This window comes from Yoonia sp. R2-816 (genome assembly GCF_046762905.1).
In the GTDB taxonomy this organism is placed as follows: Bacteria; Pseudomonadota; Alphaproteobacteria; order Rhodobacterales; family Rhodobacteraceae; genus Yoonia.
Genome location: NZ_JBKQXN010000216.1, coordinates 292419 through 318355, shown reverse-complemented (window position 1 = coordinate 318355; position 25937 = coordinate 292419). Strand labels below are relative to the sequence as shown.

At 58.5% G+C, this 25937-nt stretch carries 23 protein-coding genes and 1 pseudogene; 8 read left to right on the top strand and 16 right to left on the bottom strand.

All coding sequences use genetic code 11. From position 1 onward, the window contains the following. Positions 1-138 precede the first annotated feature (138 nt). From ACFWW2_RS15745 to cysE, 3 genes and pseudogenes are all read left to right on the top strand, one after another. Positions 139-294: pseudogene (locus ACFWW2_RS15745) on the top strand (peptidase); the annotation flags it as partial. A 5-nt stretch (positions 295-299) separates the two neighbouring features. Next, entirely contained in the window at positions 300-4217 is a 3918-nt protein-coding gene (locus tag ACFWW2_RS15740; protein ID WP_393929401.1) for a glycoside hydrolase TIM-barrel-like domain-containing protein, read from the top strand. A 376-nt stretch (positions 4218-4593) separates the two neighbouring features. Then, positions 4594-5403 carry a serine O-acetyltransferase gene (gene cysE / locus ACFWW2_RS15735; RefSeq protein ID WP_393929399.1) on the top strand — a complete coding sequence of 270 codons (810 nt, stop codon included), beginning with the start codon at positions 4594-4596 and terminating at the stop codon, positions 5401-5403. 54 nt (positions 5404-5457) lie between these two features. Here the strand turns inward: cysE and ACFWW2_RS15730 are convergent, their stop codons facing one another. From ACFWW2_RS15730 to ACFWW2_RS15695, 8 genes are all read right to left on the bottom strand, one after another. Then, positions 5458-6789 (bottom strand): pyruvate dehydrogenase complex dihydrolipoamide acetyltransferase, encoded by a 1332-nt coding sequence (locus ACFWW2_RS15730; RefSeq protein ID WP_393929397.1) that lies wholly within the window; start codon positions 6787-6789, stop codon positions 5458-5460. Next, positions 6789-7034 carry a hypothetical protein gene (locus tag ACFWW2_RS15725; protein ID WP_393929395.1) on the bottom strand — a complete coding sequence of 82 codons (246 nt, stop codon included), beginning with the start codon at positions 7032-7034 and terminating at the stop codon, positions 6789-6791. Before ACFWW2_RS15725 ends, ACFWW2_RS15730 begins: the two co-directional genes overlap by 1 nt. Before the next feature lie 8 nt (positions 7035-7042). After that, positions 7043-8422, bottom strand: a complete 1380-nt coding sequence (locus ACFWW2_RS15720) for a pyruvate dehydrogenase complex E1 component subunit beta (RefSeq protein ID WP_393929393.1) — start codon at positions 8420-8422, stop codon at positions 7043-7045. 3 nt (positions 8423-8425) lie between these two features. Then, positions 8426-9439, bottom strand: a complete 1014-nt coding sequence (gene pdhA / locus ACFWW2_RS15715; RefSeq protein ID WP_393929391.1) for a pyruvate dehydrogenase (acetyl-transferring) E1 component subunit alpha — start codon at positions 9437-9439, stop codon at positions 8426-8428. Positions 9440-9563: 124 nt separating this feature from the next. Continuing rightward, positions 9564-9863 carry an FtsB family cell division protein gene (locus ACFWW2_RS15710; protein WP_393929389.1) on the bottom strand — a complete coding sequence of 100 codons (300 nt, stop codon included), beginning with the start codon at positions 9861-9863 and terminating at the stop codon, positions 9564-9566. Between the two features lie 118 nt (positions 9864-9981). After that, positions 9982-10875: a fructose bisphosphate aldolase gene (locus tag ACFWW2_RS15705; RefSeq protein ID WP_393929387.1), complete on the bottom strand. Its 894-nt coding sequence runs from the start codon at positions 10873-10875 to the stop codon at positions 9982-9984. 312 nt (positions 10876-11187) lie between these two features. After that, positions 11188-12795 carry a hypothetical protein gene (locus ACFWW2_RS15700; RefSeq protein ID WP_393929385.1) on the bottom strand — a complete coding sequence of 536 codons (1608 nt, stop codon included), beginning with the start codon at positions 12793-12795 and terminating at the stop codon, positions 11188-11190. Between the two features lie 85 nt (positions 12796-12880). Further along, on the bottom strand, positions 12881-14056 hold the full coding sequence (locus ACFWW2_RS15695; protein ID WP_393929383.1) for a phosphoglycerate kinase: 1176 nt from the start codon (positions 14054-14056) through the stop codon (positions 12881-12883). A 132-nt stretch (positions 14057-14188) separates the two neighbouring features. Here ACFWW2_RS15695 and ACFWW2_RS15690 point away from each other — a divergent pair, with 132 nt between their 5' ends. The 4 genes from ACFWW2_RS15690 to ACFWW2_RS15675 all read left to right on the top strand — a co-directional run bounded on the left by ACFWW2_RS15690 (position 14189) and on the right by ACFWW2_RS15675 (position 17232). After that, complete coding sequence (locus ACFWW2_RS15690; RefSeq protein ID WP_393929381.1) at positions 14189-14695, top strand: peptidylprolyl isomerase; 507 nt, start codon at positions 14189-14191, stop codon at positions 14693-14695. Continuing rightward, on the top strand, positions 14688-15233 hold the full coding sequence (locus ACFWW2_RS15685; RefSeq protein ID WP_393929379.1) for a peptidylprolyl isomerase: 546 nt from the start codon (positions 14688-14690) through the stop codon (positions 15231-15233). Before ACFWW2_RS15690 ends, ACFWW2_RS15685 begins: the two co-directional genes overlap by 8 nt. Positions 15234-15324: 91 nt before the next feature. Beyond that, a complete protein-coding gene (locus ACFWW2_RS15680) occupies positions 15325-16290 on the top strand; it encodes a DUF3179 domain-containing protein (RefSeq protein WP_393929377.1) in 966 nt (321 codons plus the stop codon). A 42-nt stretch (positions 16291-16332) separates the two neighbouring features. Further along, positions 16333-17232 (top strand): DMT family transporter, encoded by a 900-nt coding sequence (locus ACFWW2_RS15675; protein WP_393929375.1) that lies wholly within the window; start codon positions 16333-16335, stop codon positions 17230-17232. On the opposite strand, the gene ACFWW2_RS15670 is transcribed toward ACFWW2_RS15675, so the two are convergent. The 4 genes from ACFWW2_RS15670 to ACFWW2_RS15655 form a co-directional block, all read right to left on the bottom strand. After that, positions 17207-18613 (bottom strand): protein adenylyltransferase SelO, encoded by a 1407-nt coding sequence (locus ACFWW2_RS15670; RefSeq protein ID WP_393929373.1) that lies wholly within the window; start codon positions 18611-18613, stop codon positions 17207-17209. The two genes, ACFWW2_RS15675 and ACFWW2_RS15670, sit on opposite strands and share 26 nt — an antisense overlap. Positions 18614-18643: 30 nt before the next feature. Further along, positions 18644-20044: a hypothetical protein gene (locus tag ACFWW2_RS15665; protein ID WP_393929371.1), complete on the bottom strand. Its 1401-nt coding sequence runs from the start codon at positions 20042-20044 to the stop codon at positions 18644-18646. Next, positions 20037-20240, bottom strand: coding sequence for a hypothetical protein (locus tag ACFWW2_RS15660; RefSeq protein WP_393929369.1), 204 nt, complete (start codon positions 20238-20240; stop codon positions 20037-20039). The genes ACFWW2_RS15665 and ACFWW2_RS15660 overlap by 8 nt, the downstream gene beginning before the upstream one ends. A gap of 143 nt (positions 20241-20383) precedes the next feature. Then, complete coding sequence (locus ACFWW2_RS15655) at positions 20384-21325, bottom strand: nucleoside hydrolase (RefSeq protein WP_393929367.1); 942 nt, start codon at positions 21323-21325, stop codon at positions 20384-20386. 335 nt (positions 21326-21660) lie between these two features. Here ACFWW2_RS15655 and ACFWW2_RS15650 point away from each other — a divergent pair, with 335 nt between their 5' ends. Beyond that, entirely contained in the window at positions 21661-21903 is a 243-nt protein-coding gene (locus ACFWW2_RS15650) for a hypothetical protein (RefSeq protein ID WP_393929365.1), read from the top strand. Between the two features lie 126 nt (positions 21904-22029). On the opposite strand, the gene ilvN is transcribed toward ACFWW2_RS15650, so the two are convergent. The 4 genes from ilvN to ACFWW2_RS15630 form a co-directional block, all read right to left on the bottom strand. Beyond that, positions 22030-22596 carry an acetolactate synthase small subunit gene (gene ilvN / locus ACFWW2_RS15645; protein ID WP_393929363.1) on the bottom strand — a complete coding sequence of 189 codons (567 nt, stop codon included), beginning with the start codon at positions 22594-22596 and terminating at the stop codon, positions 22030-22032. A gap of 85 nt (positions 22597-22681) precedes the next feature. Beyond that, positions 22682-23101: a hypothetical protein gene (locus ACFWW2_RS15640; RefSeq protein WP_393929361.1), complete on the bottom strand. Its 420-nt coding sequence runs from the start codon at positions 23099-23101 to the stop codon at positions 22682-22684. 75 nt (positions 23102-23176) lie between these two features. After that, the gene (locus ACFWW2_RS15635; RefSeq protein WP_393929359.1) at positions 23177-24931 is read right to left on the bottom strand and encodes an acetolactate synthase 3 large subunit; all 1755 of its coding nucleotides are present in this window, start codon (positions 24929-24931) and stop codon (positions 23177-23179) included. A gap of 253 nt (positions 24932-25184) precedes the next feature. Next, positions 25185-25820, bottom strand: coding sequence for a hypothetical protein (locus ACFWW2_RS15630; RefSeq protein ID WP_393929357.1), 636 nt, complete (start codon positions 25818-25820; stop codon positions 25185-25187). Positions 25821-25937 lie beyond the last annotated feature (117 nt).

Genomic DNA, 25937 nt, shown 5'->3' with positions numbered 1-25937 from the left:
GAATGGGGACTTGATCTGCGGAAACCATCAAGGCCAGCGGACCTAAGAACCGCGCGAACAGGCCGAACACAAGACCGTATCTGACAAATTGCTAACTGCTTCGAAAAAAGTCTTGCTTTGCAGGGACCATCCACACAGGACGATGCTGTGGCGAAGCATCTGGGCATTCTTTCGCAGGTCGAGCCAGCTCCGCATTTCATTCATGCCTATACCGGACACGGGGTGGTCGAAAGCCCGTTGTCCGACCCATGGCGTCGGCGCATCGCTGCACGTTTCACAGTTTCACAAGGATAATACTTATGGCGACAATCGCTCTTTCCGCTGCGGGTATGGCTGTTGGTGGCTCCATTGGTGGCTCTGTTCTGGGGTTGTCGATGGCAACGATTGGTCGCGCGGCGGGTGCAGCCATCGGGCGCCGCATTGATCAGCAGCTTCTGGGTTCCGGTAGTGAACCGATTGAGACGGGCCGGGTTGACCGGTTTCGCCTCACGGCCGCCGGTGAGGGCGCGGACCTTCAGCAGATCTACGGGCGGATGCGGGTGTCTGGGCAGGTGATCTGGGCCACGCAGTTTCGCGAAACAAGCCAGACCAGCGGCGGAGGTGGGAAGGGGTCCTCACCCCAGCCCAAGACAACCAAGTATTCCTATTCAGTCAGCATGGCGGTTGCCCTTTGTGAGGGGACCATTTCCCGTGTGGGGCGCATCTGGGCTGATGGTGTCGAAGTGTCGCGTGACGATCTGAATATGCGTCTGTATCGCGGCACGTCCGATCAATTGCCAGACCCAAAGATTGCTGCGGTCGAAGGTGTCGAGAATACGCCAGCGTATCGTGGGACGGCTTATGTCGTCTTTGAGGCTTTGCAGCTGGAGCAATTTGGTAATCGTATCCCCCAATTCTCATTCGAGGTCATGCGGCCTGGTCCGGCGGACGCGCCGGATGAATTGCAGGATTTGCATGATCTGGTCGGGGGCGTTGCCCTGATCCCGGGCACGGGGGAATACGCTTTGGCAACGTCCCCGATCTATCTGTCGGCGGCTTATGGCCAGCAGCTTGCCATCAACACAAACTCACCATTGGGCGGTACCGACTTTTCGGTGTCCATGGATGGGCTGCAAGAGGAATTACCGTCGTGCAAATCCGTTGTTATGGTGGTGTCTTGGTTTGGCGATGACCTGCGTTGCGCTAATTGCAGCGTTCAGCCGAAGGTAGAACAAAAACAGGCTGATGCCGCTGCAATGCCTTGGCGTGTGGCCGGACAAACACGCAGCACTGCTGCTTGGGTTCCCCTGCTGGAAGGTGAGCCCGTTTACGGGGGTACACCGACCGATGCATCGGTTGTCGAAGCAATCAGGGATATGAAAGCGCGCGGATTGGAGCCGGTTTTCTATCCGTTTATCTTGATGGAACAACTGGCTGATAACAGTCTGCCGGATCCTTGGACCGGACAGGTCGGACAGCCCGTCTTGCCCTGGCGCGGCCGTATTACGACGTCGCTGGCCCCAACACAGACCGGCACACCCGATGGCACTGCCGCTGCCGATGCAGAGGTTGCCGCCTTTATGGGAACGGCAGCGGTTGGCGACTTTTCGATCTCCGGCACACAGGTCAACTATTCGGGCCCAGGCGCATGGGGCTATCGCAGGTTTATTCTGCATTACGCACATCTCTGCGCGGCAGCTGGTGGCGTTTCGGCCTTTTGTATTGGGTCAGAGATGCGCGGGCTGACACAAATCCGCGGGGCAGCCAACAGTTTCCCTGCTGTTGAGGCGCTGCGAATTCTGGCTGGTGAGGTTCGTGGAATTCTGGGGCCCGATTGCAAGATCAGCTATGCCGCTGACTGGTCGGAGTATCATGGCTATCAGCCTGCTGGAACGAACGATAAATTCTTTCATCTGGATGCTTTGTGGGCCGACCCGAATATCGATTTCATCGGGGTCGACAACTACATGCCGATCGCTGATTGGCGCGATGGTGAGGATCATGCCGATGCGTCGGCCGGGTCGATCTATGATTTGGATTATCTTGGGGCCAATGTTGCCGGTGGGGAAGGCTATGATTGGTATTATCCGTCGCCCGAGGCGCGTGATGCGCAGCGCCGGACACCGATCACAGACGGTGACGGAGAGCTGTGGGTCTGGCGCTACAAGGATTTTCTAGGGTGGTGGAGCCATCAGCACAACAACCGCATTGATGGCGTACGGCAAGTAGAGCACACGCCTTGGGTCCCGATGAGTAAGCCGATTTGGTTTACGGAATTCGGTTGTGTGGCCATCGACAAGGGGGCCAATCAGCCCAACAAGTTCATCGATCCCAAATCGTCGGAATCGCAGTTGCCCTACTACTCAAACGGCAATCGCGATGACTTCATACAGATGCAGTATTTGCGCGCGGTCTATGCCCATTTTTCGGATGAGGCCAATAATCCAACTTCGAGCGAATATGACGGCCGGATGGTCGAAACCGACCGTATGCATGTCTGGGCCTGGGATGCGCGCCCATATCCGTTTTTCCCCGGCAATCGCAGCCTATGGTCGGATGGGGACAATTATGCGCGCGGGCATTGGTTGAACGGACGCGCAACCAACAGGTCGCTCGCATCCGTTGTAGCCGAGATTTGTACCCGGTCGGGGGTGACGTCATTTGACGTCTCACGCCTTTACGGTGTGGTGCGCGGCTATAGCGTCCGCGATACCGGATCGGCGCGTGCCGCTTTGCAACCGTTGATGATGGCATATGGTTTTGAGGTGATGGAACGGGACGGGGTGCTAGTTTTCCAGAATCGGGACGGCCGCGTTGATCATGTGGTGACCGACGACACCCTGGCGATTGATGCTGAGAAAGATCGATCCATCTCTTTGACAAGGGCACCGGCGACGGAAATTGCCGGTCGCGTGCAACTGTCCTATCTGAGTGCGGATGGCGACTATGAAGCGATTGCGACCGAGGCGGTTCATCCTGACAAGGTGAGTTTTGGTGTTGCCCGGACGGAAGTACCGCTGGCGCTGACCCGCAACGAAGGTCGCCATACGGTATCCCGTTGGCTGCAAGAGGCGCGGGTCGGTCGTGATACGGCTGAGTTTGCGTTGCCACCGTCACAGATTGCTGTGGGTGCTGGTGATGTTGTGTCCGTTGAAACGGCTGATCACCGGGGCACCTATCGTATTGACCGGGTGGACGAGGCCGGTTTGCGGCTGGTCGAAGCGACGCGAATTGATGCCGAAGCGTATCGCCAACAGACAACCGTGGACGAAGCAGTTGTATTGCAGCCCTTTGTTGGCCCGGTGCCGGTTGAAATGCTGTTTATGGATTTGCCTTTGCTGACCGGTGATGAACAGCCGACGGCGCCTTATGTTGCTGCATCGGGTCGGCCGTGGCCCGGGACTATCGCCCTTTATGGTGCGGCACAGGACAGTGATTATGTCCTGCAGGACCTGATATCGGATACAGCGACCATGGGGATCACCCAATCCGATCTGGCGCGCGGTCCGGCAGGGATCTGGGATCGTCAGACGGGGCTGAAGGTGGAGTTGGTGACGGGTGAGCTCAGCTCCACTGGTGTTGAGGCCTTGTTGGCGGGGGCAAACACGTTTGCGATTGGTGATGGAACCGCCGACTTCTGGGAAATTGTGCAGTTTCGCGATGCGATACCGCTGGCGGCGCGACAGTATGCCTTGCGTGGAATGCTAAGAGGCCAAGCCGGAACCCGCGGTTTGATGCCGGATGTCTGGCCAGCAGGCAGCCGCGTCGTGCTGTTGAATGGCGTGCCTGAGCAGATCGCCCAGCCAACCGCATCGCGCGGAAATACCCGGCATTTTCGGTATGGCCCCGCGAAAAGCCCGATCAATACGCCGAGCTTTAAGTATGAGACATATGTGTTTCAGGGCAATGGGTTGCGCCCTTATCCGGTGGCCCATTTGCGCGCATCACCATCAGCAACCGGGCTTGAGGCAAAATGGATCAGGTGTAGCCGGATTGATGGCGACATCTGGGCGGATGGGGACATCCCCTTGGGTGAAGAAACAGAGAGCTATATCTTGCGTGTGGTTCAGAATGGGCTGGTGCGACGTCAGGAGGCCTTGACCGTGCCTCAGTGGACCTATGCCACCGCCGACATGGTGTCAGAGGTCGGGACATCCGCGTTTGCCATTGAGGTTGCACAGGTTTCTGCGCGCTATGGCGCCGGCCCCTTCACCACGCTTGTGATGCAAGCCTCATAGCCATGCGTCCAGTGCAATTGGCCGATATCGAGGTTGTCGCCCTTGCTTTACTGGCAGTCCGACCTGAAGCGAGACTCGGGACGGTTGCCAGGATATGCGAGGATTCCGATACTGCGGACCGCTTTCGAAAGCGGTTGCGGCGGCCTCATCCGGTTTTTGGCACGGGGACTTTGATGTCTGCGGCCAGCCGCTATCCTAAAGGGCGCCGTCCCGACCGCTGCGACGCCGAATATCTTGACTGTATTGCTTTGATCGCAACACATCTGTCTGACAAAGCAAAGCATCACGCCGCCTGATCTAGCATATCACAGGATTGTTCTTGGCGAAGAGCCCAAGATTGGACTAAACCAGAAGTTCCAGAACAAGGAACTTCGCCATGGCGCATCTCAAACCATCCCTGACCGAGGTTGATCCTGTATGGCATCGGATCTGCGAAGAGGCTGAGCAGGCTATCGCTGACGAGCCTTTGATGGGTGGCCTGATTCATGCGGGCGTGCTGCATCACAAGACCTTCGAGAATGCGCTGGCTTATCGGATTTCGATGAAATTGGCCTCGCCTGAGATGTCCGAGCAGATTTTGCGCGAAATTGCCGATGCAGCCTATGTGGCCGCACCTGAGTTGGCAGCCGCAGCGCGTGCTGACCTCGTGGCGATCTATGACCGTGACCCCGCCTGTCATCGTTTCATGCAGCCCCTGCTGTTTTTTAAGGGATTTCAGGCGGTTCAGTCCTACCGGCTTGGGCATTGGCTTTGGGAAACCAAGCGTCGCGACCTTGCCTATTTCGTACAAATGCGAGTAAGTGAGATTTTCGGCGTCGATATTCATCCTGCTGCGCGCATCGGGAAGGGGATTATGATTGACCATGCCCATTCTATCGTGATCGGCGAAACCGCCGTTGTTGGCGACAATGTTTCGATGCTGCATTCGGTCACGTTGGGCGGCACTGGCAAAGAAGACGATGATCGTCATCCGAAGATTGGCAATGGTGTCTTGATCGGGGCGGGTGCCAAAGTGTTGGGCAACATCACCGTGGGGCATTGCAGTCGGATCGCGGCAGGTTCAGTCGTGCTGGCAGAGGTGCCGCCGATGAAAACCGTTGCCGGCGTGCCCGCCAAAATCGTCGGTGAAGCGGGGTGCTCACAACCGTCGATATCGATGGATCAAATTTTAGGTCAAATCGAATAACAACAAAACGCGGGCCCCATACGAGGTCCGCGTCTTTCATTTAATAACCTGGAATTAGGCCAACATGGTCATCGGGCTTTCAAGGTTATCCTTGATGGCCTGCAGCAGGTTCGCACCCAATGCGCCGTCGATTACTCGGTGGTCGACTGACAATGTCACCGACATGACGATCCCAACAGTCAATTCGCCATCATCACCGACAATCGGTTTCTTGACGCCAGCGCCGACGGCCAGAATGGCGGCGTGCGGTGGATTGATGATGGCGTCGAAGTTGTCGATGCCGAACATGCCAAGGTTCGAAATGGCGAAGCTGCCGCCCTGATATTCATGTGGCGCCAGCTTGCGGTCGCGGGCGCGGGTGGCGAGATCCTTCATTTCTGCAGATAGTGCCGACAGGGATTTCATGTCGGCATCTTTCAGCACAGGCGTGAATAAACCTCCCTCGATAGCGACAGCAACGGCCACGTCCGATTTCTCAAACTGCAAAGTGCGGTCGCCCGCCCAAACAGCGTTTGCCTCGGGCACTTGCTGCAGGGCCAGGGCGCAAGCCTTGATGATGAAGTCATTGACCGACAGCTTGACGCCACGCGGTTCAAGTTGCTTGTTCAATTGGCTGCGGAACTTCATCAGCGCATCAAGCTGGATATCGCGACGCAGATAGAAATGCGGCACCGATTGCTTGGCCTCGGTCAGGCGGGCGGCGATAGTCTTGCGCATCCCGTCCAGCTTGACCTCTTCAAACGGGCGGCCTTCGTAGGTTTTCAGCACCAAATCGGTACTTGGTCCGGCCGCCATAACAGCGGCAGGCGCTTCCGATTTGGCACCGGGTGTATCCGCCTTGGCTGGTTTCGCGCCGGGCTGGGCCTTCTCAACATCTGCCTTGATGATCCGGCCATGCGGGCCGGAGCCTTTGATGTCTGCCAGATCAAGGCCCTTATCCGCTGCAATCCGCCGGGCGAGAGGGGTGGCGAAGATACGATTCCCATCGGCACCCTTGGTTGCGGCCGGTGCGGGTGTCGCATCGGTTTCGCCACGCCCGTGACCCTTTGCCGGGGCGGTCTTGTCGCTTGCCTCTGCCGGGGCGGCGTTGGATGAACCGCTATCCGATTTGGCAGACACCGTGCCGATATCATCGGCGCTTTCGCCTTCTTCCAGCAGGACGGCGATGACGTCGTTGACTTTCACGCCTTCGGTGCCTTCGGGGACGATAATTTTGCCGATCACGCCTTCATCCACGGCCTCGAATTCCATCGTGGCCTTGTCTGTCTCGATCTCGGCCATGACATCGCCGGACGATACGGTATCGCCTTCCTTGACGTGCCATTTCGCCAGCGTGCCTTCCTCCATGGTGGGTGACAGGGCGGGCATCAAGATTTCTGTGGGCATTAGGCTATCTCCTCGACGCGGACACGGTTGAATGGGGATTGAGTAGCCAGACCGGTGCGGACAGCTAGGATTTCGGAAAGATGGTTGTTTACCCAAGTCTTGCGCGCGACCTCAGTAGCCGCGTCGCCACATTCGTCATCAAGCAATTCACTCGGCACAATGAATTGATACTTGGTATCGCCGTCCTTGGCCGTAAACATGATTTCGGTCCCGCCGTCCCGGCTGCAAAGTGGGCTATGTTTCATCCGGGCACCTACCGGTAGGTCACTTGCTTGCAGGCATCGACCACTTCATCTGTCGTCACCAGTGCGTGCTTTTCAAGATTGGCGGCATAAGGCATCGGGACATCCTTGCCCGTGCAGGTGATCACCGGGGCGTCGAGATAGTCAAACGCCTCTTGCATAATGACCGAGCTGATATAGCCACCAACGCTGCCTTGTGGCCAGCCTTCCTCAACCGTCACACAGCGATTGGTCTTGCGGACCGATGCGAGGATCGTATCGGTATCCATGGGACGTAGCGTGCGCAGGTTGATCACCTCGGCATTGATACCGTCTTCGGCCAGTTTCTCAGCCGCTTCCAGCGCGTAGGTCATCCCGATGCCAAAGCTGACGATTGTCACATCATCCCCGGCGCGTTCGATCTTGGCCTTGCCGAAGGGGATGGTGAAATCATCCATCGCAGGCACATCAAATGACTTGCCGTAAAGAATTTCATTCTCGAGGAAAATCACCGGGTTGGGATCGCGGATCGCGGTTTTCATCAACCCCTTCGCGTCAGCGGCGGAATACGGCATGCAGACCTTTAGGCCCGGCACCTGCATGTACCATGCTGCGTAGTCCTGTGAGTGCTGCGCGCCCACGCGGGCGGCGGCACCGTTGGGGCCACGGAACACCATTGGCGCGCCCATCTGGCCACCGGACATATAAAGCGTCTTGGCAGCAGAGTTGATAATCTGGTCAATAGCTTGCATGGCGAAGTTAAACGTCATGAATTCAACGATGGGCTTCAGCCCGCCAAAGGCTGCACCCACACCGATCCCGGCAAAACCGTGCTCTGTGATTGGGGTGTCGATCACCCGTTTGGCACCGAATTCATCGAGCAGGCCCTGACTGATCTTATAGGCACCTTGATACTCGGCGACCTCTTCCCCCATCAGGAACACGTTGTCATCGCGGCGCATCTCTTCGGCCATGGCGTCGCGCAGTGCCTCGCGGACGGTCGTTTGCTTGACCTCAACGCTTTCATCCCAATCTGGCGTTGCATCCGGGGCCGGTGCCGCAGGTGCTGCAACAGCAGGCGCTTTTGCCGGCATTTCTTCGGTGGTTTCCGATGTCTGCTCTTCGGATTTCGCGGCAGCGGGTGCTGCGCTGGCTTCCGGTACGTCTTCACCTTCTTCCACCAGAATGGCGATGGGCGTATTCACTTTGACGTTCTCGGTACCTTCCTCGATCAGGATCTTGCCGACGACACCTTCGTCCACGGCCTCGAATTCCATCGTGGCCTTGTCGGTTTCAATCTCGGCCATGATGTCGCCTGACGACACGGTATCGCCTTCCTTGACCAGCCATTTAGCCAGCGTGCCTTCTTCCATTGTAGGGGACAGGGCGGGCATAAGAATTTCAGTTGCCATGGCTCAAGCCTCCTGCGGGATTTCTGTTGCGTAGATATCGGTCCAAAGCTCCTCCAGCGCGGGCTCCGGGCTTTCCTTGGAGAATTCGGCCGCTTCGTTGACGATGCCCTTGATCTCTTTGTCGATCGCCTTCAGGTCGTCTTCGGATGCATGTTTGCCTGTCAGCAGCATCTCGCGGACCTGTTCGATTGGGTCCCGCTCATCGCGCATCTTCTGGACTTCTTCGCGGGTCCGGTATTTGGCCGGATCGGACATGGAGTGGCCGCGATACCGATAGGTTTTCACTTCCAGAATGTACGGTCCTTTGCCTGCCCGGCAGTGGGCGACGGCGCGTTCACCGGCCTCTTTGACGGCCAAAACGTTCATGCCGTCTACCTCTTCGCCGGGAATACCGTAAGCGGCTCCGCGCTCCCACAGCGATGGAGACTTGGTTGAGCGTTTTACCGATGTCCCCATGGCGTACTGGTTGTTTTCAATGACAAAAACCACCGGCAGGTCCCAGAGTTCGGCCATGTTGTAGGTCTCATAGACCTGACCCTGGTTGGCCGCACCATCACCAAAATAGGTGAATGTCACGCGATCATTGCCCTTGTATTTATCGGCAAAGGCCAAGCCGGCACCCAGCGGAACTTGTGCCGCGACAATCCCGTGCCCGCCATAAAAATCCTTCTCTTTCGAGAACATGTGCATGGAGCCGCCTTTACCTTTGGAAAAGCCGCCTTCGCGCCCGGTCAGTTCGGCCATGATCCCTTTGGGGTCCATGCCGCAGGCCAGCATATGGCCATGGTCGCGATAGGATGTGACACGCTTGTCGCCTTCCTCTGCTGCGGCCTCTAGGCCCACAACAACCGCTTCCTGTCCAATATAGAGGTGACAGAAGCCACCAATGAGGCCCATGCCGTAAAGTTGGCCCGCCTTTTCCTCGAACCTGCGGATCAGCAGCATTTCACGGTAATGTCCTAGCAATTCCTCGGCTGAGACGTTGGGTTTCGCGGCGGCCTTCTTTTTAGGCGGCATGTGCTATCCTCCGGCGCTTGTGCAATATAGTTTAGCGTTAAACTATCTTTTAGAGCATGTTCGGAAGAATTGCGAGGGGCAAAGTGACGTATCGTCACCAGCCACGATCATAGCCGGATTGCACCTAGCGAATGACGATTTCGTCCGCGCGGATCAGGCCAAGCACGTCGCGGGCCTGTTCGTCCAGCAGGTCCAGATCAAGATAGGTATCCGACAGCCGGGTCGTCAGGTTTTCCATCCGGGCGACTTCGGCTTCAAGGCCGGCAAGTTCAACTTCCAACGCTTGACCTTCGGCTTTGACTTCAATGCGTTTGAACAGACCGTAATCACCTTGCACGGCGGCAAAGGTGAAATAGAGGCCCAGCATTAGCGCGCCCAGAAAATAGAAAACTGTGCCCAGCGGGGGACGGTTGCGTCGTAACATCGGCTTGCCTCATCACATCGCCTCTGACGGGCGACTTTGGGCAAGAATCGCACAAACGCAATGCAATGTGAATCCCCTAAATGTCGGAAGTCACTCTTTTCGCTGATGTTTCCGCAGGTTATCCCGCGACGGAGGCGGCGAAGATTTCGTCAATGGTTTGGCCGAGCGTTTCATTGAACGCATCGTCGCTTTGCTGGGCGGACAGACCTTCGGTCAGGGCGCGGGAGAAGCTGGCGACGACGCCTTTGTTCTTGGATAGGCGCGCGTTCGCTTCATCGCGGCTGTAGCCGCCGGACAGGGCCACGACCCGCATGACGTTGGGATGATCGACAAGGGGTTGGTAGATGTTCGGCTGCTCTGGCAGCGTCAGTTTCAGCATGATGTGCTGATCGGGTTCGAGTTTGTTGAGATGGGCGAGGATTTCGTCGCGCAGCAATTCTTCGGCGTCGGCCTTATCGGTCATCTTGATGTTGATCTCGGGCTCGAGGATCGGGACGAGGCCGTGGCCAAGGACCTGTTTGCCGACTTCGAATTGCTGGGCAACATTGGCCGCGATCCCGCTGGCGGAGGCGGCGTTGATGACCGACCGCATTTTGGTGCCAAAGATGCCGGCGGCGGCGGCGCGGGGCAGGAGCGTGTCGAGATGATCCATCGGTTTCATCAGCTGCACGCCGTCGCTTTCAGCCTCTAACCCTTTGTCAATCTTGAGAAAAGGGACGACATGGCGGTCTTCCCAAAGATATTGGGCGGACGGTTTGCCACCGATCTCGCGATCCATAGTCATTTCGAACAGGATGGCGCCGATGATCTTGTCGCCGGTAAAGGAAGGCGCGTTCACGATACGGCTGCGCATGGCGTGGATCAGGTCGAACATTTCGGCGTCATTGGAATAGGCGTCGGCGTCAATGCCGTAGGCGGCGAGTGCCTTGGGGGTTGATCCGCCACTTTGATCCAGTGCGGCGATGAAGCCGTCGGCGCTGCGGATTTGCGCTGCTTGTTCCTGATTTGACATGAGAAATTCACCTTAAACAATGAGACGAAGAGCGGGACAGAGGCCCGTTAAGGAACGTTCTAAGCGACGGGTTTGGCTGTTGCAATTGTGGTGGCGCTAACAGATTGCAGGAAGATTGGCGGGCCGTGACAGGTGTTGCGTGGCCCCCCACCGAACGGTGATTTCGCGACAAAGCCGCGAATCAATGGTTAACGCCAATTCTTGCTGGGAAATGTGCTGTCGGCATCGCGTCTGAATTGCGTCGGCAAAGCGTATGGCAGTTTTGCGGGCACCGGGCGGGATAAATGCCCCGCCCGGTGCCCAAGCGATTTGTTAGTTACTGGTCAGATATTGCGCTGGCAGGTCGCCGTTGATCCAGTCGGTGATCGCACGCTGCTGCATTTCGGCAGCGATACCACGCCAGACCTGTGCCACCTCTGGTCCGCGTGCGCCGAACCGTGCCTCGATCTCTTCGCGCAGGGAGGTTGCGGCGATATCGCCTGCGGCCTCGGCCAGAAGCGCATAGTAATAGGCGCGGGCGTAGGACCGCGCCTCGCCGGTTCCGGCGAAGTAATTGAGCGCCAGCGTCCGCAGATCGCGGGGGTTATCGCCTGAGACAAGGGTGATGGCTGCGGGTGCCTGTGTCGTCGTCAGGTAGTCCGCTTGCGCGGCCAGCACCGCCTGCGTTGTCATCCGCGCCTCCAGCCGGTCAAGCTGCGCGACGGCGCCGGGCATGTTGTCTGCGGCAGCAATCAGTGCATAGCCGTAGGCGGCGGGAATATCGCTGTTTTCGGTGGCGCGGGCCAGTAGTGCGGCAGCGGGACCTGCATTATCCGGATCATCGAGCAATGGTGTCAGCAAGTCAGGCACCAGCGCGCCGCTGCGGGGTACGCCCGTGCCGTCGAGCAATGCAGTCGCAAGACTGATCCGCTGTGTGGCCGACAGGTTGTCAGGTGTCTGCAGGGCGGCCAGATCGGCGGTGGTCAGGATCTGGCTGCGCGCCAGAGGCGTGCTGCGTGCTTGCAAGCCCAAAGCGGCGATCAGCGTTTGTGGTGTGTCGTAGAGATCGGGTTCGATGACGATGCCGCCGGGCGGCAGATCGGCCTGAATGGTGATTTCGCCGGGATCGGTCACGAACGCCTCAACCTCTGTCATCAGTTCACCGATGAAATTGCGTTCCACCGCGCCAAGCGGGCGCAACCCACCTTCGCTAAGGGCTTGTGAAACAAACTCAGTCCCCAGTTCGCGGATGGTCACAGGGTCGCGCAGGTTTTCGGGTAGAACGGCGGACATGGCTGCCCAGCCGCCATCATCCTTGAGCGTGACAACGGCGCGCGAGACGCGGACCGCCGGGTCACCGGGATATCCGTAATCGCTGAGCCGGGGCAGGATGGTGCCGCTGGCCGAATAATCCAGAATGCCGAAGCCGTTGATGGCGACAGTGCTGTCCAATGCGGTTTCGCCGGTCGTGTATTCATAGCTGGCGCGGATCTTGAATTGATCGAGTGGCACGTCCTTGTAGCCAGCGGTGCGCAGGGCCAGGGCGATGTCGCGTTCCACACAGGCGAGGCTGGCGCGCGCGCCAATCAGGTTGAGGTTGATTTCCGCCGCGGTCTGGAAAGGTTGCGCGAAGTCGCTGCTGAGCGTTGCGCGTTCGATCGTGATTTCGCATTGGCGGGCCTGATCGTAGGGCAGAAGGGGGCGCGCGACGATGCCGGAGATCGACACGATGCCGCGCATCGGGTCTGCAGACATGTGGTCGTATTGCAGTTCCATCCGTGTGCGGATGGCCGAGATGCCGGTATTCGCGATGGCCATCGCGATGCGGTCGGGCGAGAAGAATTCGCCCAATGTGGCCTGGGGGTCGCGATCCTGGGCGAAGGTGGGTGTTGCGATCGTCAGGGCGATGGTCGCGCAGACGGTAAGGGATTTGTAGGTCATGATGCACTCCTTGTGAACGATGTTCATATCATGTGAACGGCGTTCATTATCAAGAGTGTTCTTTGTGACGCTACGTCAGGGGTGTTTACCCCAGGGCCGCGACGCCCGGCAGGGTCTTACCTTCCATCCATTCCAAGAAAGCCCCGCCAGCGGTGGAGATGTAGGTGAAATCATCCGCGACACCGGCCTGGTTCAGGGCCGCGACCGTATCGCCGCCACCGGCGACAGAGGTGAGCCGCCCGACCTTGGACAATGCGGCGGCCTTTTTGGCGGCTGCGTTTGTGGCGGCATCGAAGGGTTCGATTTCGAACGCCCCCAGCGGGCCGTTCCAGACCAGTGTCTTGGCCTGCTCCAGCACCTCGCTGATATAGGCGACGGTTGCGGGGCCGGCATCAAGGATCATCGCATCATCGGGGCAGGCGTCAGGGGCGAGCGTTTCGTTGGCGGCACCGGCCCGGAATTCGCGGGCGACGACGATGTCGCGGGGCAGGATGATTTCGCATCCTGCGGCTTCGGCCTTTTTCAGGATGTCCCGGGCAGTGTCGGCCAGATCATGTTCGCAAAGCGATTTGCCGACATTGATCCCCTGCGCGGCGAGGAAGGTGTTGGCCATGCCGCCGCCGATCACAAGATGATCGACCCTGCCCACCAGATTGCCAAGCAGGTCGAGTTTGGTGGATACCTTGGCCCCGCCGACGACGGCGACGACGGGCCGTTCGGGATGGCCAAGCGCCTTTTCCAGCGCGCCGAGTTCTTCGGCCATCAGGCGCCCGGCACAGGCGGGCAGGAGCCGCGCAATCGCTTCGGTGCTGGCATGGGCGCGGTGGGCGGCGGAAAACGCATCGTTGACATAGATATCCCCGAGCGAGGCGAGCCGTTTGGCGAAACCTTCGTCATTCTTTTCCTCGCCGGGGTTGAAGCGGAGGTTCTCCATCAGCAGAACCTCGTCCCCCTCCATCTCGGACACTGCATCAGCGTAGTCGGAATTGACCCATGTCACCGGCAGGCCGAGCACATCGGCTACGGCAGGGGCGATGATTTCCAGCGACATATCCGGCACGACCTTGCCTTTAGGCCGCCCGAAATGGGCCATCAGAATGACCTTGCCGCCTTTGTCCTGGATATCTTCGACCGTGGGCACGATCCGTTCGATCCTTGTGGTGTCGGTGACGGTCCCGTCTTCGACGGGGACGTTGATGTCGACCCGCACCAGCGCGCGCTTGCCTGCGAAATCCATATCGTCGAGTGTTTTCCAGCCCATCGTTCATTCCCCCAGTGATGCGGTTTCACGAGGCTTGTTGCGGCAATGCGCTGCCCGCGTCAACAGGGGCGGGTTGGCAATCACGTGCGCAAGCCATATGTCAGTGCGCAACGCAGAGGTAAGGAGTGACCCATGGCCGATATCAAAGACCCCGAAAACACGATCATCATGACCCTGAAGGGCGGCGATGTGACTATTGAGCTGCTGCCCGATGTGGCCCCGCAGCATACCGCCCGGATGAAGGAACTGGCCCGTGCGGGTGCCTATGACAATGTGTGTTTTCACCGGGTGATTGACGGGTTCATGGCGCAGACCGGTGATGTGGCCAATGGTAATATGGAAAAGGATTTCAATATTGGCCGTGCGGGCACGGGTGGCTCTGATCTGCCTGATCTGCCAGCCGAGTTTTCCAAGATCCCGCATGCCCGCGGCAGCCTGGGCGCCGCCCGGTCGCAGAACCCCAATTCGGCCAACAGCCAGTTCTTTATCAACTTCAAGGACAATGATTTCCTGAATGGCCAGTATACCGTCTATGGTCAGGTCGTGTCCGGGATGGAGCATGTGGATGCTATCAACCGGGGCGAGCCGCCGATGAACCCTGACCGGATGATCAGCGTCAGGGTGGCCGCAGATGTATAAGCTGGCAGCAGTTCTGGCCGTGATGGCCGCGCCTGCGTTCAGCGCAGGGCTGGAGATTGATGTCGAAGGCGAGGCGAATGGCACGATTGTCATCGACCTGTTCGAGGATATCGCACCGCTGCATGCCGCCCAGATCACGGCGATTGCGGAGGCTGGCGATTACAACGGTGTCGTCTTTCACCGGGTGATTGATGGCTTCATGGCGCAGACGGGTGATGTGCAGAACGGTGTTATGGGCGGCGATCTGTCCCGTGCGGGCACGGGTGGGTCGCAGTTTGACGATATTCCGGCGGAGTTTTCGGATCGTCCGTTTGAACGTGGGATTATTGGTATGGCGCGGGCGCAGAACCCAAATTCGGCCAACAGCCAGTTCTTTATCATGTTCGAGCCCGGTTATTTCCTGAACGGGCAATACACCGTGGTGGGTGAGGTCACATCCGGCATGGAGATTGTCGACGCGATCAAGCGCGGGACCGGCCCCAATGGTGCTGTGATCGGCAAACCTGACGTGATGACCGAGGTTCGCGTGACCGAGTAACGAAACAGGCCAGCCCCCTCACTTTGCTGCGAGGGGGCTATGCCGCGTGATGCTCATCGGCCAGTCTGCATGAAACGACGCGGAGACTGCCATGCGCCTGATCACCTTTGTCCTTTCATTTTGTTTTGCTGCCGGTATGGCCGTGGCCAGTCCGGAAGTCTGGTCGCGCGACTGGCCCAATACGGATTTTGCGAATACCAGTGTAGAGAACTGGGTCGAAATCCTGTCGGGCGGGCCGCCCAAGGATGGGATACCGGCGCTGGACGATCCAACATTCATACCAGCATCGGAAGAAAACCGACTGACGCCGCGCGAACCTGTCATCACGCTTGAGATCGAAGGCGCGGTGCCCCGCGCCTATCCGATCCGTTATCTGACCTGGCATGAGATCGTGAATGATGAGGTGGGCGGTATCCCTGTGGCCGTCACGTTCTGTCCGCTGTGCAATTCGGGCATCACCTTTGACCGGCGCACGGATGCGGGCGTGCTGAGCTTTGGTGTGTCGGGCAAGCTGCGCCATTCGGACATGATCATGTATGATCGCCAGACCGAAAGCTGGTGGCAGCAAGCCATTGGTGAGGCGATTGTGGGCGCGTTGACCGGCACGGAGCTGCAAAGCCTGCCAAGCTGGATGGAAAGCTGGGATGCGTTTGTCAGTCGCAATCCGGGCGGCTTGGTGATGGCGCAGCCGGATTTCGCGCGGAATTACGGCGCCAATCCATATGTCCGCTATGACAGTTCGGCGCGTCCGTTTCTGTATTCGGGTGAGTTGCCGCCGCATGACATTCCCGCCCTTGCCCGGGTTGTGCGTGTCGGTGACAGGGCCTGGCCGCTGACCCGCTTGGCCGATGCGGGCCGCGTGACCGAGGCCGGTGTGACGCTGCGCTGGGCCGAAGGGCAGGCCTCTGCGCTGGATGCCGGGCGGTTGGGCGAAGGCAAGGAGGTTGGCAATGTCCGGGTGACCGATGCGGCGGGCAATGACATTGCCCATGATGTGATGTTTGCCTTTGCCTTCCATGCGTTCTGGCCGGAGGGTGAATGGATGCTGGGCGACTGACAACCGCTTGACTTCGCTCATATGCGCCCGTCTGGTGCGCGGATGGAACGGAAATCCCAGATTGATCTTTTTGGTGCGGTTGCCCTGACTGGCTTTTCAATGCTGCTGGCGTTCAATCAGGTGGTGATCAAGGTCACCAATGATGGTCTGCAGCCTGTGTTTTTCGCCGGTGTCCGGTCGGCTGGTGCGGTCCTGTGCATCTGGCTGTGGATGAGGTGGCGGGGCATTCCGCTGCGTTTTGAAAAGGGTACGTTGCTGGCCGGTTGGGCGATTGGCCTGACGTTCGCGTTCGAATTTCTGTGCATGTTCATCGCACTTGATCTGACGACGGTCAGCCGATCCGCCGTGATCTTTTATTCGATGCCTGTGTGGCTGGCGATCATGACGCATTTCGTGATCCCCGATGACCGTTTGACCCCGACCAAGGCGGTGGGGCTGACGCTGGCCTTTGCCGGGGTTTGTCTCGCGATCCTGCGCCGTGCCGAGGGCGACGGTAATTTCTGGGGTGATCTGGCCGCACTTGCTGCGGCCTGGGGATGGGCATTGACCGCGTTGCTGGCCAAGGCGTCGCCATTGGCAAGGGTCCGGCCCGAAATTCAGCTTTTCTGGCAGGTAGCCGTGTCTGCCCCGATCTTGCTGCTGGCGGCGTTCTTTTTTGGCCCGTTTATTCGTGATCTTGCACCAATTCACATTGCCGGTTTGGTGTTTCAGATCGTGATCGTCGTCAGTGCCGGGTTCATCTTCTGGCTTTGGTTGCTGTCGATCTATCCGGCCTCTGGCGTTGCCTCGTTCAGCTTTCTGACGCCGGTGCTGGCGGTTGCGCTGGGCTGGTTGTTGCTGGAGGAAGAGATTGGGCCGGACCTGATTGGCGCGCTGGTTCTGGTAGCGATTGGGCTGGTGTTGATCAATCGCCCTGTCAGGTCCCGCAGAATGTCCGTGTGACCCGTTCATCCGTGGTCGGTGGCCGGGCGTAAGGGGCGGTATCGTCCGTCAGGTCTGCGAAAGGTTGGGTTACGGCGTCAAGCAAGGTGTGAAACGGGGCAAGATCCCCGTTGCGCCCGGAGCTGATGACCTCTTCCACCCGGTGATTGCGCGGGATGATCTTGGGGTTACTAGCAGCCATCAGCGCGGGGTCGGGTGCCCGGTCGTGCCGGCGCTGCGCCCAGGCGTCGAACGCATCACGGTCGAGGAACTGATCGCGTGCATTTTCCGAACCGAGATTGGCGAATGTGTTGGTGAAATCCGCGCTGTCCTTTTCCATCAGATCCAGCAGGTCTGTGATCAGTTGCGCATCGTCCGGCGTTGGGTCGGCCAGCCCCAGTTTTGCCCCGAAGGTGGTCAGCCACGCGGCTTCGTAAAGCGGGGGGAAGCGGTGGACGGCGGCGGTGAAATCCTCGATCGCCTTGTCCCGGTCATCCATCAGCGGGATCAGGGCAGTGGCGAATTGCGCCATGTTCCAGGCCCCGATGCCGGGCTGGTTGGAGTAGGCGTAGCGCCCGAACTGGTCGATAGCGCTGAAGACGGAATCCGGGTGGAAATCGTCGATAAAGGCGCAGGGCCCATAGTCGATGGTTTCGCCCGCGATTGAGACGTTATCGGTATTCATGACCCCGTGGATGAACCCCAGCCCCATCCATTTGGCGATCAGTTGGGCGTAGCGTGCGATGACCAGATCGAGGAGGTCTGCCGGGCCAGCCGCATCGGGGTAGTGCCGGGCGATCACGTGGTTGGTGAGCGCTTGCAGCGCGCCCATGTCGCCGCGGGCCGCGAAGAACTGGAACGTGCCGACGCGGATATGGCTTTGGGCGACGCGGGTGATGATGGCGCCGGGCAGGGCATCTTCGCGAAAGACCAGCTCGCCTGTGCTGACGGCGGCCAATGCGCGGGTTGTGGGGACGCCCATGGCATGCATCGCCTCGCTCACCAGATATTCGCGCATCACGGGGCCGAGCCATGCGCGCCCGTCGCCGTTGCGCGAATAAGGGGTGGGACCGGCCCCTTTCAGTTGGATATCACGGCGGATGCCGTCGCTGCCCACAACCTCGCCCAGCAGGATCGCGCGACCGTCGCCCAGTTGTGGGTTCCAGTTGCCGAATTGGTGGCCGGCATAGGCCTGTGCCAGCGGGGCGGCGCCGTCGGGTACGCTGTTACCCCCAAAGACCTGTGCGGCGTCCATGGCTGCCAGATCAATGCCCAGCATCGCCGCCAGATCAGCATTGGTCGCGATGACTTCGGGCGCCTTGACCGGGGTAGGCTGCAGGGACGTGAACATATGCCCGGGCAGGCGGGCATAGCTGTTATCGAAGGGGATTGGCTGGCTCATACCATTGGATATAAGCCATGCCGCCCAAGATCACACCCCCGATGGTTTTGTGTCCGGCGCTGCCTTTGGTCCCGGTTTGGCCATCGCCGTTTGGGTATCGTCCAGTGGCAGCTTGCGCCGTGCAAAGGCCAGCGTGCTATGATCAGTGCGCTTGGTCGCATCGCGCACGGCCCGTTCAGAGAAGGCTACGAAACGGTCGAGCATGGCAAAGAAGATATCCAGACTGAACCCGAAGAGGAACGACACCACAAAGAGCGAGAAGCCCACGCTGGTCGCGGCCTGTTCGATGGCGGAGCCGGGGGCGTAGAACCAGCCCAGCACGATCCCGGCCAGTGAGGCGAGCACGACCCGGTGTAGCAGGCGGATCAGTGAGGGATGCGGCATCAGCGGGTCGAGCACATAACGCATGTGATACATCACCGCCCCCATGGCCCCGTAAAGCGCGGGCAGGATCCAGAGCGCGTAATAGCCCACATGCCAGCGTAACTGTTCGACATTCTTGGCAAACTGCACGCCCCTGAAATCGGTGGAGGCGATGACGCCGTTGCAGGCGAGTGATTTCTTTTCCGCATCCAGCATCTCGCGCCAGCGGGTGAAGGCGGTTCCATTTGGGTCAGCGGTGTCGGGCAAAAGCGCCTCTCGGCAGGGCGCATCTGTTGCCAGTTGCTGGAATTGCTGGCTTTGCGCCGCTGCGACAATGGAGGCATCCGGACAATGGCTGCGGTAGGATTGCGAGGCGTCGTAGAAGTATTGGCCGCTGAAGCAGTAAATCTCTTTCATGCCGATCAGTGGGAATACGGCCCTGACCGCGATGTAATTGCCGATCTCGCCGCGCAGGTTTGACATGCGACGCGTGATTTCGCCCAGTTCAGCCTCGTTCGCTTCGAGAAGTGACAGCGACACGGTGTCGTTGAGCGGCAGGCCGGTTGGGTCGGTGGAGGCCCGTTCTTCCATCTGGAGGCGGGCCAGTACGTGTTCGCGCACCAGCCGGTCAATGGATTGCTGGGGTTTGTCGGCCATCAGCTCTTCGGCTTGCGCGATCAGCCCGGTGCCTTCGTTATGGACAAGGGTCAGCCGCGCGACGACGACCATCAGGATGATTGAAGCAATCACAAGGCCGAAGGTGATGCATTTGGTCAGAAGCGGTGCCCGCCCGGGTGTCCAGCCGGCCTTCAGCGCGGCCACGGTCGAAAACGGGATATCGCGGGCTGTGTCGTTCAAAATCTGCTGCAACTCCACAACAAGCTGATGACTGATCGGCCGCTGTCGCAGGCTGGAGGCGATGGTTTGAAACAGCCTTTCGTCCTTGAACGACCCTGCATAGCGCCCATAGGTCGCATAAAGCCGGGCATCGGTGATCAGATCATCAATGTAGGCTTCATCAATTTCGCGGTTCGCGTCCAATGCTTCGATATCAATCCGCTTATCCATGGGTGCCCTCGATGTAGCCATCGGGGGTTCCGCAGCCGCATGGGGTGCCAACAGTACCCTGATCCACGAAACACCAGCCCTTTGGGGTGATGCAGATCGTGCCGGGTGCGTGTGGGGGAAGCTCGCCTTCGGCGATCACAAGGGATGCAAAAGAAACGATAAAAATGCCAAGAAGGCACACTGGTAAACGACGCATTTGAATGTCCGATCAATAAAAAGACTTGTTAATAATAGCTTGAGTATACCCCAAAAGGCCTCTGGAGTCTAATCGGGTGCCAATGCCGCGCTCTCGGATTGGTTGATCGGTCGGGCCTGATGCTCTGTTTAAGGAGTGCTGGTTTACAGTCTGGCAAGCCGTTTGGCCAGCAGCGTATAGAACCCTTCGGCATTGATATCTTTCATGAATACGGCGTTTGCGGGCCTGTTCGTCACCCGCCACCAATCCGCAACGGTCATGCCGAGCGTCAGGTCGGAGCCGGTTTCAACCTCAACATTGATATGCCGACCCTGAAACAGATCAGGATTGATCAGATAGGCGATGGTGCAGGGATCATGCAGCGGGGCCCCTTCGGAGCCGTATTTTTCCATATCGAACCGTTCGAAAAAATCGGTCCAGGCGGCAACCATATCACCCACTTTCGTGCCCATGGACCGGAAAGCGTCGACGCGCGGTCGTGTCGTCAGCGCCTGATGCGTGACGTCCAGCGGCATCATGGTCAGCGGCACCCCGGCGCCGAACACCACTTTGGCGGCTTCCGGGTCCACATAGATATTGAATTCGGCCGAAGGGGTGATGTTGCCGACCTCGAAATAAGCGCCACCCATCAGGACGATTTCCTGCACGCGGGCGACAATATCAGGCGCGCGCTGAAATGCTGTTGCGATGTTGGTCAAGGGGCCAATTGGGCAGATCGTGACCGTGCCTGCCGGTTCCCTGCGCAGTGTTTCGATAATGAAATCAACACCATGCTCATCCTGAAGCGGCATGGTCGGGTCATCCATCTGTGGTCCGTCCAGTCCGGTTTTGCCGTGAACATGTTCGGCGGTGACCAGTTTGCGTGCCAATGGGGCGTCGCACCCGGCGAATACCTTCGTATCGGTGCGTCCGGCCAGTTCGCAGACGATCCGCGCGTTTTTCTGGGTCAGCGGCAAAGGCACATTGCCGGCCACCGCTGTGATCCCCAGAAGATCAACATCTTCAGGCGAGGCGAGAGCCAGCAGAATAGCGACGGCATCGTCCTGCCCGGGGTCGGTATCAATGATGATCTTGCGCGGCGCCATGGCACTGTCCCTTGTGGTGTCAGCCGCAGAGTGTCGCGTCCGTGCGGCAGGGGCAAGGGCCGTTAGGCGGTTGCCGGAAATCAAGAAATGTCATCTGCAAAATGGTAAAAGGGTGTCCCAGCGGCCAAACTTTGCCAATTGCAGATATAATCATAGGACACCTATTGCCTATCTGGAAACATCAGCGCCGTATTGCGCATTATTGTTTCTAATTTGGCGGCGCTGCGCCGCTTTTTTGCCATTTTTCAGGGGCCTATGGTAAGTAGCGATCAGGACCGCCATGTCTCTTGGCGAAGGTACAAAGCCTTCTTATATGTCCTCAAAGGAGAACGAAAATGACCCGTACTATGAAGCTGCTGACACCTATTGCTGTACTGACTACGCTGGCTGTTCCAGCTTTTGCACAGGACGCCGCGATCGACGTGAACGGCGATGGGATGTACAGCTTTCCTGAGTTGCAGGCAGTGATGCCTGAGATGACTGAAGATGAATTCACAGCGCTCGATTCAACAGGCGATGGCCTGCTGGATGCTGACGAGATTTCTGTAGGTGTTGAGGCCGGCCTGCTGCCGTCCTAACGAAAGGGTCCCGTCCGATCAGCCCTCTGATCGGCAACCCCGCGCCCCCCGCGCCATGCCCCAATCGGGCGCGGGGGGCTGCAGAAACATTCGTTCGTCGCCTCCCTTCGGGCGGACGTTTTCCCGTCAGGTGTTGGCGCCGCGTGACAGCGCCGCAACGCCGGTTCGGGCGATTTCTTCCAACCCGAGCGGCTGCATGAGATCGGCGAAAGCGTCGATTTTCTCGGATGTGCCTGTGATCTCAAAAACGAATGATTCCAAGGTGCTATCGACCACATTTGCCCTGAAGATATCGGCAAGTCGAATAGCCTCGATCCGCTGATCGCCTGTTCCCACCACTTTGAAAAGCGCCAGTTCCCGTTCGACTGATTTTCCTTCGACGGTCAGGTCATTGACCTTGTGCACGTCCACGATCCGGCCCAGCTGCGCCTTGATCTGGTTGATGATCTGCGGTGTTCCGGTGGTCACAATGGTGATCCGGGACCGGTGGCCGAGATGATCCACCTCGGCCACTGTCAGGCTGTCGATGTTATAGCCGCGCCCGGAGAACAGCCCGATGACACGGGCCAGAACGCCGGGTTCGTTTTCCACCAGAACCGCCAGCGTGTGCTGTTCTTCCTTGTCCGAGAATGTGGGTCGGAGGTCGTAGGCAGAGTGGCTGGTAGAGCCTTTTTTGATTTTGAGGGGGGACATGGGAAACCTTTGATTTTAGCTGTCGGATTTGCGTCGGACTTGCGTCGGCAAAACGTCGGACCCCAACGGACGGGGTGTTGATTGATTATTCATAACCCAGAACGACATCTGTAATTCCATCTGCCGCGTTCAGAGTATCAAGGAGCGTTTGTTGTAGTGCCTGTGTCGTAGGTTCTGCATGATGCCGTCGAAAGCGTTTCCACGCATATTTGCCTTCAGGGAGTATCATGAGGAGATGCCCGTCGTCATAGTTTCCACAAAACATACCAAGATCGAACGGTTCTTGGTGTTCGATCGATAAGTATTCGCAGTTTTCGCCGTAGAGGCTCATGACATCCGGGTTCATGGCGCGCGCTACATATCCGCGCGCGCCCAACTCAGATACCAGAAAGTCAGCCAGTCGCTTGGCAAAGACCGTGTTTTCGTAGCCCTCTTTGCGACCATACTCGATCTCCTCCTGCGTTGGAGGAAATCGATCGGATTTGAAGAAGATCGTGTCTGGCATCATAGCAACCTTTCGTTTCTTGCGAGGCGCAGGCTATCGTGTTCTGCTTGCACGCTCTGACGGTTATCAATGTTGTCAGACCATCACCGCGCCGTCGGCTTTGATCGCATTGGCGGTGTCCGCGTTTTCGCCGAGGATCATTTCGTTATGCGGTTTGCCGGATGGGATCATGGGGAAGCAGTTTTCGTGCTTTTCGACCAGACAGTCGAACAGCACCGGCCCGTCATGGTTCAGCATTTCCATGATCGCGTCGTCCAGATCATCCGGGTTGTCGCAGAGGATGCCTTTGGCCCCGAAGGCCTCGGCCAGTTTTACGAAATCGGGCAGGGATTCAGACCAGCTGGACGAATAGCGTTCCCCGTGCAGCAGTTCCTGCCATTGCCGCACCATGCCCAAGCGTTCGTTGTTCAGGATGAACTGCTTGACGGGCAGGCGGTATTGCATGGCCGTGCCCAGTTCCTGCATGTTCATCAGCCATGACGCTTCGCCGGCCACGTTGATCACGAGCGCATCGGGATGGGCCATCTGCACGCCGATGGAGGCCGGGAAGCCGTAGCCCATCGTGCCCAGTCCGCCGGAGGTCATCCAGCGGTTGGGATCCTCGAACCCCAGATATTGGGCGGCCCACATCTGGTGCTGGCCCACTTCGGTGCAGATGTAGCGGTCGTGCTTTTTGGTCAGTTCCTCAAGCCGCGACAGGGCGTATTGGGGTTTGATCACCTTGCCCTTTTGTTCGAATTTCAGGCAGTCGATCTTTTTCCATTCGTTGATCTGGTGCCACCATTTGCTGACATTTTCCTTGTCGGTTTTGCGGCCGCGGGATTTCCAGACATTCAACAGATCCTCGAGCACATGGGCCACGTCGCCCAGGATCGGGATATCGACATGGATCACCTTGTTGATCGAGGACGGGTCGATATCGATATGCGCTTTGCGTGATTTGGGGCTGAAGGCGTCGATCCGCCCGGTGATCCGGTCGTCGAAGCGGGCGCCTATGTTGATCATCAGGTCGCAATCATGCATGGCCATGTTGGCCTCGTAGAGCCCGTGCATGCCCAGCATCCCGATCCAGTTTTCACCGGAGGCCGGGTAGCAGCCCAGCCCCATCAGGGTGGACGTGATGGGAAAGCCGGTGGCGGCGACCAGTTCGCGCAGCAGCTGGCTGGCTGCCGGGCCGGAGTTGATGACCCCGCCGCCGGTGTAGAAAATGGGCCGCTTGGCCGTTTCCATTGCCTTCGCCAGTTCGGTGATCATCTCCAGATCACCCTTGGTTTGCGGGTTGTAGTGCGTTTCGACCTGCCGCGCCTCGGTATAGGTGCCGGTGGCGAATTGCACATCTTTGGGGATGTCGACCACAACCGGGCCGGGACGGCCTGACGTGGCGATATGAAACGCCTCGTGCATGACGGCAGCCAGTTTGTCCGTCTCTTTCACCAGCCAGTTATGTTTGGTGCAGGGGCGGGTGATGCCGACCGTGTCGGCCTCTTGAAACGCGTCGGAGCCGATCATGAAGGTGGGCACCTGACCGGTCAGCACGATGATCGGGATCGAGTCCATCAGCGCGTCGGTCAGGCCGGTCACAGCGTTTGTGGCACCAGGGCCGGAGGTGACCAGTGCCACGCCGGGTTTGCCGGTGGCGCGCGCATAGCCTTCGGCGGCGTGCACCGCACCTTGTTCGTGGCGCACCAGAACATGCTGGATGTGGTTTTGCTGAAAAATCTCGTCGTAAATCGGTAGGACGGCGCCACCGGGGTAACCAAAGACGACGTCCACGCCCTGATCTATCAGAGCTTGTACGACCATTTTTGCGCCCGTCATGGCTTTTGTCATTTTCCTCGCGTCCTTCGCGTTTTGGTTTCATCAGTCACAAAAAAACCCCCGAGGTTATTCGGGGGCGCATGGGATCGTTATGGGTTTACCGTTACCGGCCCATGCGCGCATATCTCACCACTAGTACGACGATATTCATCGGGGTTCCTTTCGTGTGCGTGGACATTAGTGGCACCCGCAAAGGGGGTCAACAGCAGAAATTAGAGAAAGTGTCGCAAACTGGCAGTTTGTCGCAACTTTCTTTCTGGCTCTGTCAGGTGCGCCGCAGTTTGCGGCTGATATGCGCCCGCGTTGATGTCGCCAGCAGGACAAAATGCGCGATCGTGAACACGCCGATCAGCACAATGGCATAGACCCCGAGTATCTGGATCATCGGTACCTTGAAATTCAGGTGCGGCAGGTTTGCGATGATGAGTGGCCCGTACCACGATACAAATGAGAGGATCCCACAGCTGACAAAGACATGCTGGCGCAGTTGTGTCGTGCCTTCCAGCATGGTCCCACCGACCTGTTGCTGCAGGAAGGGCAGGATGGTCCGGTGGATATAGACCCCGTTGGCGGTCAGTATCGCCACGATCACCATCTTCGCCCAGATCTTTTCATTGCTCAGTTTGATTGGCTCGTAGGCCCAATAGTAGATCAGGAAACCGATCCCGGTGACCCAGAGTAGTTTCAGCCCTACGGCCACGATATCGGCGCAGAATTCGAAGATGTCGCAGGATTGCTGTGTCAGCACCCGCCCCAGAAAGAACCGCAGGATCATCATGTCGAGCAGCATGGCCGCCCCAAGCCCGAGTGCGAGGCCGATGAAGTGGAAAATCCGCAACACGCTGCGCATCATTTGTTGGGGATCGCTGGAAAGCGCGAGGGCAACGTCAGTCAGGTTCATGTCAGTCTTTGCATGACGTCGGACCGCCCCCGCAATCCGACGATGTTAGTATTCGGTGCGCAGCATATCTGGATGCCTTGCCTGACTATAAGTGCCGACCGCACTTGCATTTTCAAC